Origin of the sequence: Streptomyces sp. NBC_00536 (assembly GCF_036346295.1) — a bacterium.
Taxonomy (GTDB): Bacteria; Actinomycetota; Actinomycetes; order Streptomycetales; family Streptomycetaceae; genus Streptomyces.
On record NZ_CP107819.1, the window covers coordinates 5,810,936 to 5,828,188 of the forward strand.

General features: G+C 70.5%; 15 protein-coding genes and 5 tRNA genes. 11 read left to right on the forward strand and 9 right to left on the reverse strand.

The annotated features are described in order from the left end of the window. Positions 1 to 22 precede the first annotated feature (22 nt). On the forward strand, positions 23 to 223 hold the full coding sequence (locus OHS33_RS25975) for an acyl-CoA carboxylase subunit epsilon (RefSeq protein ID WP_330332822.1): 201 nt from the start codon (positions 23 to 25) through the stop codon (positions 221 to 223). Positions 224 to 308: 85 nt separating this feature from the next. Here OHS33_RS25975 and OHS33_RS25980 read toward each other — a convergent pair whose 3' ends face one another. The 8 genes from OHS33_RS25980 to OHS33_RS26015 form a co-directional block, all read right to left on the reverse strand. Beyond that, positions 309 to 896, reverse strand: coding sequence for a GTP-binding protein (locus OHS33_RS25980; protein WP_330332823.1), 588 nt, complete (start codon positions 894 to 896; stop codon positions 309 to 311). Next, the gene (locus tag OHS33_RS25985) at positions 877 to 1,452 is read right to left on the reverse strand and encodes a DUF742 domain-containing protein (RefSeq protein ID WP_330332824.1); all 576 of its coding nucleotides are present in this window, start codon (positions 1,450 to 1,452) and stop codon (positions 877 to 879) included. Before OHS33_RS25985 ends, OHS33_RS25980 begins: the two co-directional genes overlap by 20 nt. Before the next feature lie 93 nt (positions 1,453 to 1,545). Further along, positions 1,546 to 1,959 carry a roadblock/LC7 domain-containing protein gene (locus OHS33_RS25990; protein WP_319722215.1) on the reverse strand — a complete coding sequence of 138 codons (414 nt, stop codon included), beginning with the start codon at positions 1,957 to 1,959 and terminating at the stop codon, positions 1,546 to 1,548. Positions 1,960 to 1,969: 10 nt separating this feature from the next. Next, the gene (locus OHS33_RS25995; RefSeq protein ID WP_330332825.1) at positions 1,970 to 5,188 is read right to left on the reverse strand and encodes a sensor histidine kinase; all 3,219 of its coding nucleotides are present in this window, start codon (positions 5,186 to 5,188) and stop codon (positions 1,970 to 1,972) included. 292 nt (positions 5,189 to 5,480) lie between these two features. After that, entirely contained in the window at positions 5,481 to 6,068 is a 588-nt protein-coding gene (locus OHS33_RS26000) for a GTP-binding protein (RefSeq protein WP_283459846.1), read from the reverse strand. Beyond that, the gene (locus OHS33_RS26005) at positions 6,049 to 6,444 is read right to left on the reverse strand and encodes a DUF742 domain-containing protein (protein ID WP_330332826.1); all 396 of its coding nucleotides are present in this window, start codon (positions 6,442 to 6,444) and stop codon (positions 6,049 to 6,051) included. The genes OHS33_RS26000 and OHS33_RS26005 overlap by 20 nt, the downstream gene beginning before the upstream one ends. Positions 6,445 to 6,592: 148 nt before the next feature. Next, the gene (locus OHS33_RS26010) at positions 6,593 to 7,006 is read right to left on the reverse strand and encodes a roadblock/LC7 domain-containing protein (protein WP_008739864.1); all 414 of its coding nucleotides are present in this window, start codon (positions 7,004 to 7,006) and stop codon (positions 6,593 to 6,595) included. A 9-nt stretch (positions 7,007 to 7,015) separates the two neighbouring features. Then, positions 7,016 to 11,029 (reverse strand): nitrate- and nitrite sensing domain-containing protein, encoded by a 4,014-nt coding sequence (locus tag OHS33_RS26015; RefSeq protein ID WP_443065354.1) that lies wholly within the window; start codon positions 11,027 to 11,029, stop codon positions 7,016 to 7,018. A 584-nt stretch (positions 11,030 to 11,613) separates the two neighbouring features. Between OHS33_RS26015 and OHS33_RS26020 the strand changes: the two genes are divergently transcribed. The 10 genes from OHS33_RS26020 (at position 11,614) to OHS33_RS26065 (ending at position 16,341) form a co-directional block, all read left to right on the forward strand. Then, the gene (locus OHS33_RS26020; protein WP_330332828.1) at positions 11,614 to 11,808 is read left to right on the forward strand and encodes a hypothetical protein; all 195 of its coding nucleotides are present in this window, start codon (positions 11,614 to 11,616) and stop codon (positions 11,806 to 11,808) included. A gap of 145 nt (positions 11,809 to 11,953) precedes the next feature. Continuing rightward, a complete protein-coding gene (locus OHS33_RS26025; RefSeq protein WP_330332829.1) occupies positions 11,954 to 12,757 on the forward strand; it encodes a fumarylacetoacetate hydrolase family protein in 804 nt (267 codons plus the stop codon). Then, on the forward strand, positions 12,750 to 14,225 hold the full coding sequence (gltX, locus tag OHS33_RS26030; RefSeq protein ID WP_330332830.1) for a glutamate--tRNA ligase: 1,476 nt from the start codon (positions 12,750 to 12,752) through the stop codon (positions 14,223 to 14,225). Before OHS33_RS26025 ends, gltX begins: the two co-directional genes overlap by 8 nt. Positions 14,226 to 14,348: 123 nt before the next feature. Further along, complete coding sequence (locus OHS33_RS26035; protein ID WP_330332831.1) at positions 14,349 to 15,020, forward strand: DUF4241 domain-containing protein; 672 nt, start codon at positions 14,349 to 14,351, stop codon at positions 15,018 to 15,020. A 10-nt stretch (positions 15,021 to 15,030) separates the two neighbouring features. Then, positions 15,031 to 15,759 (forward strand): HAD family hydrolase, encoded by a 729-nt coding sequence (locus OHS33_RS26040; RefSeq protein ID WP_330332832.1) that lies wholly within the window; start codon positions 15,031 to 15,033, stop codon positions 15,757 to 15,759. A gap of 89 nt (positions 15,760 to 15,848) precedes the next feature. Next, positions 15,849 to 15,920 (forward strand) — tRNA-Gln (locus OHS33_RS26045). A 27-nt stretch (positions 15,921 to 15,947) separates the two neighbouring features. Further along, positions 15,948 to 16,020 (forward strand) — tRNA-Glu (locus tag OHS33_RS26050). 61 nt (positions 16,021 to 16,081) lie between these two features. Further along, positions 16,082 to 16,154: transfer RNA gene (locus OHS33_RS26055), tRNA-Glu, on the forward strand. 24 nt (positions 16,155 to 16,178) lie between these two features. Beyond that, positions 16,179 to 16,250 (forward strand) — tRNA-Gln (locus tag OHS33_RS26060). Positions 16,251 to 16,268: 18 nt separating this feature from the next. Continuing rightward, positions 16,269 to 16,341: transfer RNA gene (locus tag OHS33_RS26065), tRNA-Glu, on the forward strand. A 173-nt stretch (positions 16,342 to 16,514) separates the two neighbouring features. On the opposite strand, the gene ndgR is transcribed toward OHS33_RS26065, so the two are convergent. After that, positions 16,515 to 17,231: an IclR family transcriptional regulator NdgR gene (ndgR, locus tag OHS33_RS26070; RefSeq protein ID WP_073911130.1), complete on the reverse strand. Its 717-nt coding sequence runs from the start codon at positions 17,229 to 17,231 to the stop codon at positions 16,515 to 16,517. Positions 17,232 to 17,253 lie beyond the last annotated feature (22 nt).

A 17,253-nucleotide genomic window follows, 5' to 3' on the forward strand; every position in this document is an offset into this window, starting at 1 on the left:
AAGTGAAGGAGACCTGCCACCCATGAGCATCACTGACACCCTGCTGCGCGTCGAGAAGGGTCACGCCGAGCCCGAGGAGCTGGCCGCGATCACCGCGATCCTGCTCGCCCGCGCCGCCGCCACCCCCGAGGCCGTCCCGGCCCAGTCCACCGGCTCCACCGCTGGCTGGCGCCGTCTGGAGCGCACCCCGGGCTTCCGCGCCCCGCACAGCTGGCAGGGCTAGGCCGTACTTCCCGGCCCACCGGGCCGATGCGAAAGGCCCCCGCACTCTTCCGAGTGCGGGGGCCTTTTCGTGTGCGCCGGAGCCGTTACCGCAGGCGCGCCATCAGCGCGTGCTCGACCAGAGTGATCAGGGCACTCTTGGCGTCGGCGCGGTGGCGGGCGTCGGTGGTGATGATCGGGGCGTCGGGGCCGATCTGCAGGGCCTCGCGGACCTCTTCGGGGGTGTACGGCTGGTGCCCGTCGAAACCGTTCAGGGCGATCACGAAGGGCAGGCCGCTGTTCTCGAAGTAGTCGACGGCGGGGAAGCAGTCGGCGAGACGGCGGGTGTCGACGAGCACGACGGCGCCGATGGCGCCGCGCACGAGGTCGTCCCACATGAACCAGAAGCGGTCCTGGCCCGGCGTACCGAAGAGGTACAGGATCAGGTCCTGGTCCAGGGTGATGCGGCCGAAGTCCATGGCGACCGTGGTGGTCGTCTTGTCCCCGGTGTGGGTGAGATCGTCGATCCCCGCGGAAGCGGATGTCATCACGGCTTCGGTGCGCAGCGGGTTGATCTCGGAGACGGCGCCCACGAACGTGGTCTTGCCCACGCCGAAGCCACCCGCCACCACGATCTTCGCGGAAGTGGTGGAGCGAGTCGCTCCGCCACCGCCGCTAGAGCTTGCGAAGTCCACTGAGCACCCTTTCGAGCAGTGTCACGTCTGGCTGACCGCCGGCGGATTCGTCCCCGCCGGGCTGATGGATGGCGACAAGGCCCGCCTCCGCCAGGTCGGCGACGAGGATTCGGGCGACGCCGAGGGGGATGGAGAGAAGAGCCGAGATCTCGGCGACCGACTTGATCTCGATGCAGAGCCGGCAGATGCGCTGGTGCTCGGGCAACTGCCCTTGCAGGCGCGAGGGGTCGGCCGTGGTGCTGACCAGCGCCTCGATGGCGAGCTGGTAGCGGGGCCGGGTCCGGCCGCCGGTCATGGCGTACGGACGCACCAGCGGGTTGTGTGCCTTGGGGGCCGGCGGCTGCGAAGGCCGCTGCGGCTGCTGGTGCTGCTGCGGAGTGTACGGCTGCTGCCGCTGCGGGGCCTGCGAGGGCCGGCCGTAGGGCTGCTGCGGGTAGGGCTGGTGCTCCGGCGCGGGCCGGCTGGGGGAGGAAGGGAAGTTGAAGCGGTTCTGGTCGTGCCCACCCTGCGGCTGCTGCGCGCCGCCATAAGGATGTCCTCCGTGGGGTGTTGTCACGTTTCCTCCTCCGACTCCAAGAACGCAGTACTCCCTGTGGAACCGCGCCACCGCACCCTATGGTGCGATGGCGCGAAACGCACTGCCTGTCTGCTAGTTGAGAAGACTGCCCTGCAGCTCCGCGCGCAGGTCCGGGGTGAGGACACTGCCCGCGCGATCCACCAGGAGGGCCATCTCGTAGCCCACCAGACCGATGTCGCACTCGGGGTGCGCGAGCACCGCGAGCGAGGATCCGTCGGAGACGGACATGAGGAAGAGGAACCCGCGGTCCATCTCCACCACCGTCTGGTTGACGGCGCCGCCCTCGAAGATGCGGGAGGCGCCGGCGGTCAGCGAGGTCAGCCCGGAGGCCACGGCCGCCAGCTGGTCGGCGCGGTCCCGCGGGAATCCTTCCGACATGGCCAGAAGGAGGCCGTCGGCGGAGACCACCACCGTGTGGGACACCCCGGGGGTGTTGTCCACGAAGTTCGTGATCAACCAGTTCAGGTTCTGTGCCGCCTGGCTCATCGGGCTCACACTAACGCTCCTGGTCATAGCTGTTACTTGACTGCTCCGAACCCGCACTGCGCCCCTGCTCGACACCGCGGCGCAGGTTGCTCAGCCTGCCACGGACGTCCTCCGGGGCACGGGAGACCTGGGGGCCGCCCTGCGGGGTCGATTCCGCCGTGCCCTCGACCAGGTTGGCCTTGGGCACTCGCCGAGGGAGACCGGACGGGGTGACCCCGCCCGCCTTCGGCTCACGAAGCTTTCCGGCCTGCTGCCAGCGTTCGTCGTTGCGCGAACGCCAGGACTCGGGACCTTCCGCTTCCGCCGGGGCCGCCTCCGCTTCGGCGGACCGCTGCTGTCGCTGCGACCGCCCTTCGAAGAGGGATCCGGTGGATTCCTTTTCCTGCTGTGCCGGCTGCCACTGCTGCTGGCTGCCACGACGCGGCAGGCCCGCTCCGGTCAAGGTGTGACCGGCGTCGGCAGCGGTGTCCGGACGGTCGAAGCCTACGCGCTCCGGGGCCTGTTCGGCACCGGACGGTGATTCCGATTCGGTCCCGTAATCCTGCTGGTAAGCGGCCGGATGGGTGTTCTGTTCCGGCCACTGTGCCTGGTGGGACTGGACATCGTAGCCACCGTCGTAGGGCTGTTCGGTCTGCTGGGTGTCCTGGTACCCGGCTTCCGGATAGGCGTAACCATCCTGCTGGTACGTCTCGTATCCGGCCTGCTGGGGGTAGCCGTCCTGGGTTTCGTACGCGGCGGCCTCGTAGCCCTGCTCGGGCTGCTGCTCGTACCCCTGGTACGGCTGGTAGCCGTGTTCCGGCTGAGGTTCCGGATACTCCTGCTGCGACGGCTGGGCCGGCTGCTCCTGCTGCGGGAAGCCGACCTGCGCCTCCAGCGCGGCCCGGCGTTCGTCGCGGCCCAGCGAGCGGCCCACCGGGTCCAGCTGGCGCGGGGCGCCGTCCTGGCCCTCGCCCGGGCCCGGGCGGCGGTCGTACTGCGAGTCGTCGAAGCCGAGTTCGGCGGCCGTGCGCAGCGGAGCGCTCTGCTGGAGCTGGTGCTGCTGCGGAATCATCTGGGAGACCGTGAAGTCGTCCTCGGGTATGCCCTCGCCACCACCACCATGGGTGATCGCGTCCGGGAGCATGACCAGCGAGGTCGTACCGGCCTGCTCGCCCGAGGGGCGCAGCTGGACCCGGATGCCGTGCCGGTCGGACAGCCGCCCGACCACGAAGAGACCCATGCGCTGCGAGATCGCGGCGTCCACGGTCGGCGGGTTGGCCAGCTTGTGGTTGATGTCCGCGAAGTCCTCGGCGGTGAGGCCGATGCCCTTGTCGTGGATCTCGACCATGACGCGGCCGTCGGGCAGCCGGGTCGCGTTGACGCGGACCTTGGTCTGCGGGGAGGAGAAGGTGGTCGCGTTCTCCAGCAGCTCGGCGAGCAGGTGCACGAGGTCGGTCACGGCCTGGCCGTGGATCTCGGCCTCGGAGACGCCCGACAGCTCGATGCGCTCGTACTGCTCCACCTCGGAGGAGGCGGCGCGCAGGACGTCGACCAGCGGGACCGGCTGGTCCCAGCGGCGGCCCGGTTCCTCACCCGCGAGGATGAGGAGGTTCTCGCCGTTGCGGCGCATACGGGTGGCCAGGTGGTCCAGCCGGAAGAGGTTCTCCAGCTGGTCCGGGTCGGCCTCGTTGTTCTCCAGGTCGGTGATGAGGGTCAGCTGGCCCTCGATCAGCGACTGGTTGCGCATGGAGAGGTTCGTGAAGATCGCGTTGACGTTGCCCCGCAGGAGCGCCTGCTCGGCGGCGAGCCGGACGGCCTCGCGGTGGACCTGGTCGAAGGCGCGCGCGACCTCGCCGATCTCGTCGAGGGAGTCGATCGGGATCGGCACCACCCGGGTGTCGACCTTGCCCGGGTCGGTCCGCGAGAGCTGGTCGACCAGCATCGGCAGGCGCTGCTCGGCGATGTCGAACGCCCCGCTGCGCAGGCGGCGCATCGAGCGGCCCATCTGGCGGGCCATCATGCCCGCCAGGATGAAGGCGGCGAGCAGGGCCACGACGACGATGGCGCCGTTGGTGATGGCGGCGTTGCGGGCGTCGTCGGAGATGACGATGGTGTCGTTGACGGCCTTGTCGAGGAGGTCCTTCTCGATCTCGGCGTAACCGTCGAACTTCGCGGTGGCCGCGGCCTGCCAGGCCAGCGGGGTGGTCCCGTCGGCGGCCAGCTTGGTGTTCTTCGCACCGCTGGCTATCGCGTCGGTCATGCCCGTGAGGGCGGAGCCGTTGACGACGGGCGGCGCCTTGAAGGGGGTCCCGGCCTGCTGCGCCTGGGTCTGGGCCTCGGCGAGCTTCGCCGCGCCCAGGGCGGAGCGCTTGCCCATGACCTCCTTGAGCTGCTCCGTGTCCGCCTCGGTGCCGGCGGACACGTACTCGCCCACCGCGATCTCTTCGAGGTAGGCGTAGGAGGAGAAGGCGACCAGCTGGGCCTTGCGGACCTCTTCGCTCTCGTTCGGGCGGACCAGCAGGTGGGTGCCCACGGAGCGCTGGAGCGAGTTCGCGGCCTTGGCCAGCTCGATCGCGTAGACCATGCGGCCGTAGCTGGTGATGTTCCCGGTGCCCAGGCCCAGCTCGTTGGAGAACGACATCAGGTTGTGCTGGACCAGGACGTAGCCCTCTTCGGTCGGGATGGGCCCGGCCGACTTGGGGAGGTCCTTCTTCGCGGTCTCCGGAGCGGAGTACGCGGTCTTGCGGATCACCTCGAGCTTGGGCTCCTCCTCCTGGAAGAGCTGCAGGCGGCGTTCCAGGCCCTGCTTCTTCGGCATGCCCTTCACGGCCTCGGCGAACTTCGCCTTGGCCGCGTCGGTCGCCGCGTAGGCCTTGGTGACGACCTCGCTGCTGCGCTCGCCCTTGAGGAGGGGGTCGGCCGTGAGGTCGCGCTCGTTCAGCAGCGCCTGGCCGTATTCGGCCGCCGCCTGGACGATGCGGGCGGTCTTCTCGGCGTCCTTCGCCTCGTTCCAGGTGTCGATGGACCCCTTCACCTGGAAGCCGCCCATGACCAGGCCGACGAGGACCGGGACGAGCAGGATCGCGTTCAGCTTGGTGGGCACCCGCCAGTTGCGGGGCGCGAACCTGCTGGTGCTGCCACCGCCGACGGGCGCGTCCAGGGGTACGTCGAAGGACGCCCCCGCACGCGGCGGCGGGGTGAAGTTGCCGCGCGCGGGTTCCTCCGCGGGGCTCGAATTGCTTCGCCTCACTCGACCAACAACCTCTCGGCGGTGCTACTAGCTAGTTCGTTGATTCCAGCACGGGTAACGGCCGTGTTCCAAACAGTTGAATCCGGCCATACCCAGAGCCTTATGCCCCGCATAAACCGGACATAAAGAGCAACCGACGGGAGAAAAGGGGCGAGTTGTGAGCGGAGCGGAACCGCCCGAACGCACCGCGTGGCCGTAGGAGGCCAATTCTCTGTCGAAACGTTATGAAAAGAGAGGGCGGGCCGTGTCGCATGACACAGCCCGCCCTGAAACCTCCGGGGAGACACCCGTGTTACTTGAGGCGCGCCATCAGCGCGTGCTCGACGAGCGTGATCAGCGCACTCTTGGCGTCCGCGCGGTGGCGGGCGTCCGTCGTGATGATCGGGGCATCCGGTCCGATCTGCAGGGCCTCGCGGACCTCTTCGGGGGTGTACGGCTGGTGCCCCTCGAAGCCGTTGAGCGCGACGACGAAGGGGAGCCCGCTGTTCTCGAAGTAGTCGACGGCCGGGAAGCAGTCGGCGAGACGGCGGGTGTCCACGAGCACGATCGCGCCGATGGCGCCGCGCACGAGGTCGTCCCACATGAACCAGAAGCGGTCCTGGCCCGGCGTACCGAAGAGGTACAGGATCAGGTCCTGGTCCAGGGTGATGCGGCCGAAGTCCATGGCGACCGTGGTGGTCGTCTTGTCCCCGGTGTGGGTCAGGTCGTCGATCCCCGCGCTCGCGCTGGTCATCACGGCCTCGGTGCGCAGCGGGTTGATCTCGGAGACGGCGCCCACGAACGTGGTCTTGCCCACGCCGAAGCCACCCGCCACCACGATCTTCGCGGAAGTGGTGGAGCGAGTCGCTCCGCCACCGCCGCTAGAGCTTGCGAAGTCCACTGAGCACCCTTTCGAGCAGCGTTACATCCGGCGTGCCGCCGGCCTCTCCATTGCCCGGCTGGTGGATGGCCACCATTCCGGCCTCCGCCAGGTCGGCGACGAGGATCCGGGCGACACCGAGCGGCATCGACAGCAGTGCGGACACTTCCGCGACCGACTTGACCTCGCGGCACAGTGTGCAGATGCGCTGGTGCTCGGGAAGCAGGCCCGACAGGTGCATCGGATCGGCGGTGGTGCTGACCAGCGCCTCTATGGCGAGCTGGTAGCGGGGCCGGGTCCGGCCACCGGTCATCGCGTAGGGGCGGACCAGCGGCTGGTCGCCTTCCGAGTACGACGGATCGCCGTAGTGATCGGAATAGGCGGGGGGCGGGGTCATGGATCCTCCGGGCTGGACAGCAGTGGTCAACGTGCCGTCCGACGGGGCCGGTGGGGGGACGGGATGACGGCCAAACGGCGGTACTGGTTTCCGGGGCGGGGCCCCGGTCTCCCGGCCGGCAGTACCCGCCGGCCGGGAGATCTGGACGTCAGATGAGGAGGCTGCCCTGCAGCTCCGCGCGCAGGTCCGGGGTGAGGACGCTGCCCGCACGGTCCACGAGGAGGGCCATTTCGTAGCCCACGAGGCCGATGTCGCACTCGGGGTGCGCGAGTACGGCCAGCGAGGATCCGTCGGAGACGGACATGAGGAAGAGGAATCCCCGGTCCATCTCCACCACCGTCTGGTTGACGGCGCCGCCCTCGAAGATGCGGGAGGCGCCGGCGGTCAGCGAGGTCAGCCCGGAGGCCACCGCGGCGAGCTGGTCGGCCCGGTCCCGCGGGAACCCCTCGGACATGGCCAGAAGGAGGCCGTCGGCGGAGACCACCACGGTGTGGGACACCCCGGGGGTGTTGTCCACGAAGTTCGTGATCAACCAGTTCAGGTTCTGTGCCGCCTGGCTCATCGAACTCAACTATCGCTCCTGCTGGTAAGTGGGGTCGATGTGGTAACTGCCGGTCGCCGGTCCGGTGGTGCCGGCCTGACGGCCCTGCTGGATACCGCGTCGGAGGTTGGTGAGCCGACCGCGGACGTCGTCGGGTGCGCGCGAGACCTGCGGGCCCGCCTGGGCCTCGGCCTGCTGCTGCGCGGTACCCGCGACGAGATTGGCCCGGGGCACCCTGCGGGGCAGGCCCGAGGTGGTGATCCCGCCCGCGGCGGGCTGGCGCACGCGCTCGGCCTGCCGCATCAGCTCGTCGTTGGGGGAGGAGCGCCAGCTCACCGTGGGCGAGCCGGGTGCGGGGTTCTGCCCGGGCTGCTCGGCCGCACGCTCCTGGCCGCGCTGCGGCAGCGGCTGCTGCGGGCGCTGCGGGGAAGCGGGAACCGGCGTGGGGCCGGTCGGCAGCCCCTGCTGCGGCTGCTGGGGTACGGCCGGTGCCTGACCGGGGGGCTGCTCGCCCTCCTGGCGGAACCAGTTCGACTCCAGGTTGTCGAAGAGCGGGGTCCGGCCGTCACCCAGCTGCTGGGCCGGAGGCAGTGCCTGCGGCTGCTGGGGCTGGTACTGCTGCGGAGCCTGCTGCGCCGGGAGGGCCTGCTGGGCGCCCTGGTTGCCGTACCCGCCGACGCCGGGGCCACCGGGACCGCCGGTCCGCGGGGCCGCGAAGTCGGGCCGCGCGAACTGGCCGGTGGCGGAGGGGTCCTGGGGCCCGCGTATGTCGGCCCGCTCGAACTGACCCGTCCCGGACTGCGGGAAGTCGGGGCGCGCGAACTGGCCGGTGGACGCCGGGTCCTGGGGGCCGGGGAACTCCGGACGGGCGAACTGGCCCGTGCTGGAGGGGTCCTGGGCGGCCGGGAAGGCGGGCCGGGCGAACTGGCCGGTGCCGGAGGGGTCCTGGGCGCCGCGCAGGTCCGCCACCGGGTACTGGCCGGTGGACGCGGGGTCCTGGGGGCCGGGGAACTCCGGACGGGCGAACTGGCCCGTGGTGGAGGCGTCACCGGTGCGGGGCATCGGGGCGTTGAAGTCCGGGCGGGCGAACTCGGCCGTGGAGCCGGGGCCCTGGACCTCGTCGTGCCCGCGCGGTACGTCCTGACCGCCCCGGCGGCCCGGGTCGGCGCCCCAGCTCGTGGCCGGGGGAAGACCGGCGGACGCGGCGGTCCCGGCGCCCGGAAGCTCCGGACGCGGAGCGCCGCCGCGCGGCGGCAGCTGCGGCCGCACCCGCGGGGTCACCGGCGCGCCCTGGCCCTGACCGGGCTGACCCGGCGCCTGGGACTGCGGACGCTCGAAGCCGTGGTTGCCCTGCGGTCCGCCGGGCGTCGTGCCGGGCCCGAACGGGTCGCTCTGCGGGAAGGCCGCGGTACCGGACTGCGTGGCACCGTTCGGCGCGCCGCCCGGACGGGCCTGGGGCCCGCCCGCCGCACCGCGACCGGCCACCGGCGCACCCGCGCCGAAGGCGCCCTGGCCCTGCGGGGCCTGGCCGCGGCCGCCCTGCTGCTGACCCCGGCCGCCCTGCTGGTTCTGCTGGCCCTGCTGTCCCTGGGGACGCTGCTGGCCGGAGTTCTCGCGGCCGGGCAGCGCGGCACGCTGACCGCCGCCGGTGACCTGGCCGCGCTGCGGGGCCGCGCCCACCGGGGGACGGGCTCCCTGACCCGCGACCGCGCCCTGCTGGCCGGCCGCACCCGGGATGCCCGGGCCGCCCTGGCCCGGCATCGGAGCGGGCTTCTTGCCGCCCTGGGCCACATCGACCGGGAGCATGACGAGTGCCGTCGTACCGCCCGAGTCGGAGGGGCGCAGCTGGATGCGGATGCCGTGTCGCAGGGACAGGCGGCCGACCACGAACAGACCCATGCGGCGCGAGACCGAGACGTCCACGGTCGGCGGCGAGGCGAGCCGCTCGTTGATCGCGGCCAGGTCCTCGGGGGACAGGCCGATGCCGGTGTCGTGGATCTCGACCAGCACGCGGCCGTCGGGCAGCGCGTGACCGGTCACCTTGACCTTGGTCTGCGGGGAGGAGAACGAGGTGGCGTTCTCCAGCAGCTCGGCGAGCAGGTGCACGAGGTCGTTGACGACGCGGCCGGCGACGTCGGTGCCGGGCACCGACGAGAGTTCGATGCGCTCGTACTGCTCCACCTCGGACGCCGCGGCGCGGAGCACGTCGACGAGCGGGACGGGGCGGGTCCACCGGCGGCCCGGCTCCTCGCCCGCGAGGACGAGGAGGTTTTCGCCGTTACGGCGCATGCGGGTCGCGAGGTGGTCGAGCTTGAAGAGCGAGGACAGCTGGTCCGGGTCGGCCTCGCGCGACTCCAGCTCGGAGATGAGCGAGAGCTGGCGCTGGATGAGGCCCTGCGAACGGCGCGAGAGGTTGGTGAACATCGCGTTGACGTTGCCCCGGAGGAGGGCCTGCTCGGCGGCGAGGCGGACGGCCTCGCGGTGCACGTCGTCGAAGGCCGCGGCCACCTGGCCGATCTCGTCGCGCGAGTGCACACCGACCGACTCCACGGAGGTGTCGACGTCCTGCGGGTCGGTCTCGGAGAGCTGCTTGACGAGCTCGGGCAGACGTTCCTGGGCGACCCGGGTCGCGGTGTCCTGCAGGCGGCGCAGCGAGCGGATCATCGAGCGGGCCATGACGAAGGCGCCGACGAGGGAGACACCGAGGACGAGGAGGATCAGCGCACCGTTGATGATGGCGTCCTGCTGCGACTGGGTCTTGAGCTCGCGGGCCTTCTGCTCCATGTCGTCGAGCAGGGTCAGCTCGATGACCTTCATGGCCGCGAGCTTGGTGTCGTCGGCGTCGTACCAGTCCATCCAGGACCGGTTCTTCTCCTTGCCGAACTGCCCCTCGGTGGTCAGCACGCGGCGGGCGTAGTGGTCGGCGGTGCCGATCTCGCTGTTGCCGTCGCCGAGCGACTGGAGGAGTTCCTCGGGCTTGCCCTGGTAGACGAGTTCGAAGGTCTTCTTCGCCTGGCTCTCGCCGCGCTGGGCGGCCAGGGCGTACAGACGGTCGTTCTCACTGAGCTTGCCGGGCTTGTCACCGGTCTCGGGGAGCGCCGCGGCGATGACGGCGCGCTGGATCGAGGCGTACTCCTTGGCGGAGGAGAAGGCGGCCAGGGCGCGCGTGCGCTTGATCATCTCCGGGCTGGAGGTGGCCTGGGCCATGTCCTGGGAGAGCGAGAGCAGCGAGACGATCAGACCGTTGTACTCGGAGACCGTCTGCTGGGCGCTGTTCTGGTACGCCTTCTTGCGGATGTCCTCGATGCCGGCGAGCTGGCGGCCGATCTGCAGGACGTTGTTGCGGATCGACTTGAGGGTGTCGTCCTTGTCCTGGGCGCTGTCGATCTTGTCGGTGGCGCTGGCGAAGGCGGTCGCCGCGGCGTCCGTCTGGTCGCGGACGCCCTCGACCAGGCTGTTGGCCGGGGCCGGGGGAGCACCCTGGTTCGCGGCCGCGGCGGCCTTGGCGACGGACAGCGGACCGGCGGACTTGTCGCGCTCCTCCTGGAGCGCGGCGGCCAGGTTGGTGGCCTGCCGGGTCATCGTCGTCAGCAGCTGCATGTGGTCCAGCTGCGCGATCTCGTTCATCGAGTCGTTGATGCGGAAGCCACCGAGCGTGGTGGCGGCGACGACGGGCAGGGTCAGCAGCGACACCAGTCGCGTGCTGATGCGCCAGTTCTGCAGGTGGAGCCGGGAGCCGGGCCCGCTGGGGGCCTTCGGTATCGCCTGGTCCCGCTCGGCGGACTCGTCCAGGGCGGTCTTGCCGCTCGCCTTGGCCTTGGCCTTCGTCTTCGCCTTCGGGCTCTTGCCCCGGCCCTTCGCCTTACCGGCGGGGGGCGTGTCGGGGCCACCCGTGCCACCGGCAGCCGGCCCGTGGTTCTGGGCGTGCTGGGGCGAGGAGCCACGGTCGGTCCCGCTGTGCGGGTCCTGCTCCGCAGCAGCGTCCCCACGGCCCTGGCGGGCCTGGGGAGACCCCATTCCATCCCTCTTGAAACGTCCCTGCACTAGCTCGCAACCTCTGGACCAGGCGTCCCTCCGGGCGACCGGCGGGACGGTGTCGAGTCGTGGGGCACTGACGGCCCCATGGTGGTCGTCGGTGACCGGCGCGTCTCCCTCTCTTTGCCGCCGCGCTCGGCGCTGAGTCGCGCCGCTTGCGCGCCGGCTGATTCCCGCGGCGGTCCCGCGAATTCCAGCACAGTGCCGGATCTCCAACAAGGTGCGAGGGTTCCCTCGGAGAGTCGGTGACGGCTTGTGACAGAGGTACTACCGGATGTGGGCCCGCTTTCGGGAGAAAGCGGACTTTGGCTGTGTAATCGCTATGACTGACGGGGTGTCCCAGTCGAGATGATCAGGAGCGGAATGGCGCATTCAGTGGCGCAATGTCCGTTTCTGGAACTTGAATTGACTGACCGTAATGACCGGAATGCCCGGTCGTTGGTGAGCAAACTCACACAGCCATGGCCATTACTTCTCCGTTCCTCGGGGGATTCAGATGTTTAGCCTGGCTCTTTACAGGGATGGCACGCCCGACAACCGGCGCCCACGAGGTGCGTCCGGTCCACACACCGACCGAGGGTTCCGATACTCCGATGAGTACGCAGAAGACGACGATGATGTTCCGCAACATAGCCAACCCGCGCCGCACCACCCTCGCGCACCTGAAGGACGCCGAGGAGCTGCAGACGGTTGAGACCCCGGAGCACTCGGCCGACCTGCCCACCCAGACCGCGAACCCGCGCCGCACCATCCTGATGGACGCCCCGGTGGCCCCCGCCGCGCAGTAACCCCCGCAGCGCGCGGAAGCAGGAGCAACCCCCGCACCGCGCGGTAATCGAGCGAAGTGCCCCGGTCCGCCGCGTTAGCCTGGAGTCCGCAGACTCCGGCCCACACGGGCCGCGCAGCGGACGGACAGAGGGGCAGACGCAACAGGTGCGCATCGCCAGGTTCTCGATCGACGGAAATGTCGCCTTCGGCGCGGTCGAGGGCGACGCAGCCCCCGGCGCCGAGGGCGGGCTCGTCCTCGACATCATCAAGGGCATCCCGTACGGGGACTTCGAACTGTCGGGTACGAAGGTTCCGCTGGACCCCTCCTCCCGGGACCGGGTCCGGCTGCTCCCGCCCGTGCTGCCCAGCAAGATCGTGGCCATCGGCCGCAATTACGCGGAGCACGCGGCGGAGCTGGGCAACCAGGTCCCGGACGCGCCGATCACCTTCTTCAAGCCCTCCACCTCGGTGGTGGGCCCCGGTGACGAGATCGCGTACCCCTCCTTCTCCCAGGACGTCCACCACGAGGCCGAGCTGGCCGTGGTGATCGGCCGCATGTGCCGTGACGTCCCGCGCGAGCGCGTCAAGGACGTCATCCTCGGCTACACCTGCGCCAACGACCTCACCGCGCGCGACGTCCAGCAGCGCGAGAAGCAGTGGGCCCGGGCCAAGGGCTTCGACGGCGCCTGCCCCCTCGGCCCCTGGATCGAGACCGACCTCGACCCGAGCGACCTGGCCATCCAGTGCACCGTGAACGGCGAACAGCGCCAGCTCGGCCGCACCAGCGACATGGTCCGCTCCATCGAGGACCTGATCGTGCACATCACCGAGGCCATGACGCTGCTCCCGGGCGACGTCATCCTCACGGGGACCCCGGCCGGAGTCGGGCCCCTCAACGTCGGCGACGAGGTCGCCGTCACCATCGAAGGCATCGGCACTCTCACCAACAAGGTGATCAAGCGTGGTTAACGGACCTGTCCGCGTACGTTTCTGTCCCTCCCCGACCGGCAACCCGCACGTGGGTCTGGTCCGGACGGCCCTCTTCAACTGGGCGTTCGCCCGCCACCACGGCGGTACGTTCGTCTTCCGCATCGAGGACACCGACGCGGCCCGTGACTCCGAGGAGTCCTACGGCCAGCTGCTCGACTCGCTGCGCTGGCTCGGCTTCACCTGGGACGAGGGCCCCGAGGTCGGCGGCCCGCACGCCCCGTACCGCCAGTCCGAGCGCATGGACATCTACGCGGACGTGGCGAAGAAGCTGATCGACGGCGGCTACGCCTACAACTGCTACTGCTCCACGGAGGAGCTCGACGCGCGCCGCGCCGCCGCCCGCGCGGCCGGCAAGCCCTCCGGCTACGACGGCCACTGCCGCGAGCTGAGCACCGTCCAGGTCGAGGCGTACGAGGGCGAGCACCGCCCCCACATCGTCCGCTTCCGGATGCCCGACGAGCCGATCACCTTCACGGACCTCGTCCGCGGCGAGCTGACCTTCACCCCGGACAACGTGCCGGACTTCGGCATCCTGCGGGCCAACGGCGCCCCGCTGTACACGCTGGTGAACCCGGTCGACGACGCGCTGATGGAGATCACGCACGTCCTGCGCGGCGAGGACCTCCTCTCCTCGACCCCGCGCCAGATCGCCCTGTACAAGGCGCTGATCGAGCTGGGCGTCGCCAAGACCACCCCCGCCTTCGGCCACCTGCCGTACGTGATGGGCGAGGGCAACAAGAAGCTCTCCAAGCGCGACCCCGAGGCCTCGCTCAACCTGTACCGCGAGCGCGGCTTCCTGCCCGAGGGCCTGCTGAACTACCTCTCGCTCCTCGGCTGGTCCTTCTCCAAGGACCAGGACATCTTCTCGATCGAGGAGATGGTCGCGAAGTTCGACATCCCGGACGTCAACGCGAACCCGGCGCGCTTCGACCTCAAGAAGGCCGAGTCGATCAACGGCGACCACATCCGCATGCTGGACCCGAAGGCCTTCGCGGACGCCTGCGCCCCGTGGCTCACGGCCCCGCACGCCAACTGGGCGCCCGAGGACTTCGACACGGCCGCCTGGGAGCGCATCGCGCCCTACGCCCAGACCCGCGTCACGGTCCTCTCGGACATCACCGCGAACGTGGACTTCCTGTTCCTCAAGGAGCCGGTCGAGGACCAGCCCTCGTGGGACAAGGCGATGAAGGGCGAGCCCGCGGCCCTGCTGACCACCGCCCGCGCCAACCTGGAGTCGGCCGACTGGAGCGACCCGGAGTCGCTCAAGCAGGCCGTCCTGACCGCCGGCGAGGCCCACGGCCTCAAGCTCGGCAAGGCGCAGGCCCCGGTCCGCGTCGCGGTCACGGGCCGCACCGTCGGCCTCCCGCTCTTCGAATCCCTGGAGATCCTGGGCAAGGACAGGTCCCTGTCCCGCATCGACGCGGCGCTGGCGAAGCTGACCGCGTAGGAACTGCCTCGCTGTCCCCCGGGGGGCGGTGGCCGGAGTCCCCGGCCACCGCCCCCCGAGGCGTGTCAGCGGAGATCGCTAAGGTCTTCCCGTTCGCCGAAGTCCGTATGGAAGGCCCCTGCCGTGCCGATCGCCGCCCCCGATTTCTCCTGGTTCTTCACGCCGGGCAGCACGTTCTCCTACGAGGAGGGCCCCACCGGGACGCTCTCCGTCGTGGACGGTGGTGAGCTGTGGCTGCCCACCGGCCGGGTGGTGGCCTGTGACCCCTTCATCGGCCTGGGAGGCGGGTACGTACCGCCGTTCACCGCCGAGGCGCCGCCGGGACGCTACCGGGTGCAGGTGGCCATGGCCGAGCTGACCGAGCCCGGAGAGCCCGCGGCCGCCGATCCGCACCTGAGGGTCGCCGCCGCCCGCCTGGTGATCACCGACACCCCCGCGGTGACCTGGGAGCTCGCGGTGAAGGACGGCCAGGACGTCGCCGCGCTCGGCGAGGACGAGTTCTACGGCTACGGCGTCGACGCGGGCGCGGGCTCCTTCTACGACCAGGCCGCCGACGACTCCTTCCCCGACTGCGAGGGCGACGAGGGGCCGCTCTGGGACGCCTTCGCAGCCGCCGGGCACCGGGCGGGCATCCACCTGGTCGAGGGAGAGAACGGCCACGGCCTCGCCGCCTTCTCCTCCGGCTTCGGCGATGGCCGCTACCCGACCTGGGTCGGCAGGGACGCGGCGGGCGCCCTCACCTGTTTCGTCACCGACTTCTTCGTCGTGCCCCCGCAGGAGATCACCCCGGCGTAGGCTCGGCGCCATGCCGATACGCGCCGTGCTCTGGGACATCGACGACACCCTCTTCGACTACACCGGGGCCGACACCGCGGGGCTCGCGCGCCAGCTCGCCGAGGAGGGGCTGGAGGGGCGCTACGGGTCCCCGGGCGAGGCGCTCGCGCTGTGGCGGGAGGCCACCGAACGGCACTGGGCGCGCTTCGGCGCCGGGGAGGTCACCTTCCAGGGGCAGCGTTGGGACCGGGTACGGGACTTCCTCGGGGCGCCCGGCATGAGCGATGCCGATGCCGACTCCTGGTTCGGCCGCTACGTCCGGCACTACAAGGCCGCCTGGGCGCTGTTCCCCGATGTGCTGTCCGTACTGGACGCCCTCGCCGACGACTACCGGCACGGGCTGCTCTCCAACTCCTCTGCCACCGCCCAGGAGCCCAAGATGCGCCACCTCGGCCTGCGCGACCGCTTCGAGGTGCTCGTGTGCGCCGAGGAGCTGGGCGTCAGCAAGCCCGAGGCGGCCGCTTTCCTCGCCGCCTGCGACGCGCTGGGGCTGGCGCCGGAGGAGGTGGCGTACGTCGGCGACCAGCCGGAGATCGACGCGCGCGGGGCGCGCGACGCCGGCCTGACGGCGGTCTGGCTCGACCGGGACGGCGGCCGCGGTCAGGGGCCTGACGGGGTGCACCGGATCACCGGTCTCGCACAGCTTCCGGACGTGCTGGCCGGGGATACCCGTTTTGGAGCACGGTCAGGCATCCGGTAATGTTCTTTCTGCGCCGCCGGTGCGGGCCGCAAGGCCGGAACGGAAGCGCAACAACCCAAACAAACCCCCCGCAAGGGGTTGCGTTTTGGTGGGCTATAGTGTAATTGGCAACACGAGGGTTTCTGGTTCCCTTATTCTAGGTTCGAGTCCTGGTAGCCCAGCGCAGTGCAGAAGTAACGCAGTGCTTTGCCCCCGTTGTGTAGCGGCCTAGCACGCCGCCCTCTCAAGGCGGTAGCGCCGGTTCGAATCCGGTCGGGGGTACAGATCCTTCCCGCGAGATCTCCAGGGTCGCACCCGGACGTCACGATGCAGGATCGCTAGGGCCCCCGTTGTGTAGCGGCCTAGCACGCCGCCCTCTCAAGGCGGTAGCGCCGGTTCGAATCCGGTCGGGGGTACTGTCTAGCTGGTCTAGACCACTATGGGCTATAGTGTAATTGGCAACACGAGAGTTTCTGGTTCTCTTATTCTAGGTTCGAGTCCTGGTAGCCCAGCGCAGTAACTGCAGGCAGGCCCCCGTTGTGTAGCGGCCTAGCACGCCGCCCTCTCAAGGCGGTAGCGCCGGTTCGAATCCGGTCGGGGGTACGCACAGGAGAGGCCCTCCGCGATCATCGCGGAGGGCCTCTTCGTCGTTCCCGGAAGGGCACCGGAGGGGCATAAGTACGGGCCCGGAGGCGCGCGTTCGGACGTGTGCGGCGTCGTACGCGCCCCCGGGCCCGGGGGAGTGGAAAAGGGGGGAGGTCAAGGCCGGGAGGGGCTCAGCCGGAGCGGCGCAGGGCCTCGCTCAGCCGGGCGGCCGCGTCGATGACGGCCTGGGCGTGCATGCGCCCCGGGTGCCGGGTCAGCCGCTCGATCGGGCCGGAGACCGATACGGAGGCCACCACCCGGTTCGAAGGGCCGCGCACCGGCGCCGAGACGGAGGCCACGCCGGGCTCCCGCTCACCGATCGACTGGGCCCAGCCGCGGCGGCGTACGCCGGACAGGGCCGTGGCCGTGAACCGCGCGCCCTGCAGCCCCCGGTGGAGCCGCTCGGGCTCCTCCCAGGCCATCAGGATCTGCGCGGCCGAACCGGCCTTCATCGGAAGCGTGGAGCCGACCGGGACGGTGTCCCGCAGACCCGACAGCCGTTCGGCCGCCGCCACGCAGATGCGCATGTCGCCTTGACGCCGGTAGAGCTGCGCGCTCTCACCCGTCACGTCACGAAGGTGCGTGAGCACCGGTCCCGCCGTGGCCAGCAGGCGGTCCTCGCCGGCCGCGGCGGCGAGCTCCGCCAGCCGCGGTCCGAGGATGAACCGGCCCTGCATGTCCCTCGCCACCATCCGGTGGTGTTCCAGTGCCACGGCAAGGCGATGTGCCGTGGGTCGTGCGAGCCCTGTCGCCGCGACCAGCCCGGCGAGGGTGGCCGGACCGGACTCCAGTGCGCTCAATACCAGAGCTGCCTTGTCGAGAACGCCGACGCCGCTAGAGTTGTCCATGAAACGATATTCGCGTCTCACA